1 protein-coding gene is annotated in these 1,922 nt (G+C 38.9%); it reads left to right on the forward strand.

Going from position 1 to position 1,922, the window contains the following annotated elements; genetic code table 11:
- The first annotated feature begins 179 nt into the window (after positions 1-179).
- Entirely contained in the window at positions 180-1,829 is a 1,650-nt protein-coding gene (locus IQ257_RS29455; protein WP_193933505.1) for an IS1634 family transposase, read from the forward strand.
- Positions 1,830-1,922 lie beyond the last annotated feature (93 nt).

Consider the following 1,922-nt stretch of genomic DNA (forward strand, 5'->3'; position numbering starts at 1 on the left):
CCCACATTCCGCACTTCAAAATGTAGTATAACTGAAGTATGAAGGGCGCTCGCTAAAACGAGGTATTGGCTGAGTAAAAATACTTAGTTAATTAACGGAGCCAAGATTTGACTCAATGAATCAACAGCCAAGAGGGACAATATGAAGAACTGGGCAACGCATCAACGGCGGTAAAATCAATGGACATTCAAGTTGAAACAATAAATCATCTAGGATTGGTAGCTGGAATTATTGATGAAATAGGAATAGAAGATATCATCAATAAGACTCTTGGAATAGACAAGAGAGAAAAGCTAACGGCAGGACAAGTCGTCAAAGCCATCATTTTAAATGGATTAGGATTTGTCTCAAGACCTTTATATCTATTTTCGCAGTTTTTCAAAGATAAAGCCACAGAACATCTGTTAGGGGAAGGAATAGAAGCCAAGCATTTGAATGATGATAAAATCGGACGAGTAATGGATGAACTTTACTCCTATGGATTATCAAACCTCTTTTTAATCATTGCCCTAGCTGCCCAGAGTCACTATGGAGTATCGACGGAATTTTCTCACCTAGATGCCACGTCATTTTCCCTTCATGGAAAATATAAGCCGGAATTAATCCCTCTCTCAATCTCCTCATCAAATAATCAAGAAGAAAGCCCAGTTTCTCAGCCAAAGCCAATCCAAATCACTCACGGTTATTCCCGCGACCGTCGAGCCGATTTAAAGCAATTTATCTTAGATCTAATAGTAAGTGGGGATGGAGATGTTCCCTTATTCATAAGAGTAGCAGATGGCAACGAAACTGATAAAGCGGCTTTTGGTCAAATCGCCTCCTACTATAAGTCTCAGGTAAATTTTGAGACAATGATAGTGAGTGATAGTGCCTTATACACCGACAAGAACTTGAAATTAATGTCAGGAATTGAATGGTTATGTCGAGTCCCCTTATCGATTAAAGAAGCCAGAAACCTAGTCAGCTCAATCTCATCAGAACAACTCAACGTCAGTGAAATCCCCGGATATTCATGGGTGGAAGTGAAGAGCAACTATGGAGGAGTAGAACAAAGATGGTTAGTCGTAGAAAGTGAACAAAGAAAAGCTTCAAATTTAGAAAAACTAGAGAAGAAGATTAAACAAGAAGAAGGAGCAGCCGAAAAGAAATTAGTCAAGCTGTTCAAAAAAGAATTTGAGAGTGAAGAGGAAGCTAGGGCAAGAGTTAACGAATTCGAGAAAAAATTAAAATTTCATCAACTTGAGCAAATCCAAGTCATTGAAATTCCATCTGCTCCAGGCAAGAAAGGAAATAAAAGTCAGTCAAAAAAGCTCAGAGTTCTTTATCAGATAACTGGCTCTCTCAAGCCAGATGAGAAGAAAATCGAAGCCTTGGAAAAAAGAGCCGGACGATTTGTTTTAGCGACGAATCGTTTAGATTACTCATCTCTAACTTCGGCAGGTATTTTACGGAAATATAAAGAGCAACAAGCTCCCGAAAGAGGCTTTGCTTTTCTCAAAGACCCATTTTTTTTTGCCGATTCTGTCTTTCTCAAATCTCCGCAAAGGATTGAAACTATGGCGATGCTGATGGGGTTATGCCTCTTAGTTTATTCCCTTGGACAAAGACAACTTCGGTTGAAGTTATCTGAGGAAAATACTGGACTTAAAAATCAGTTAGGGAAATTAACTGACCGCCCGACGTTACGTTGGATATTTCAAACTTTTCAGGGTATTCATCTCGTTTTTATTCAGGGAGTCAAACAAATTGTCAACTTAACGGATGAGCGCCAGTTGACTCTCAGCTTTTTCCCTCAATCTTGTCAGAACTATTATATTTTATCCGGTTAATTCTTCTCTTTTTCGACCCAAAAATTAACGGAAAATAGTCAAGCTTATCCTGATTGAAGGAGTCGGGGGTCATGAGTCTTTATTGTCAATAAG

The sequence above is a fragment of the Coleofasciculus sp. LEGE 07092 genome (assembly GCF_015207375.1).
GTDB lineage: Bacteria > Cyanobacteriota > Cyanobacteriia > Cyanobacteriales > Coleofasciculaceae > LEGE-07092.

Bases quoted from the DNA above. Each gene is read 5' to 3' on its own strand.
- IQ257_RS29455 (WP_193933505.1), top strand. From the start codon at position 180: ATGGACATTCAAGTTGAAACAATAAATCATCTAGGATTGGTAGCTGGA.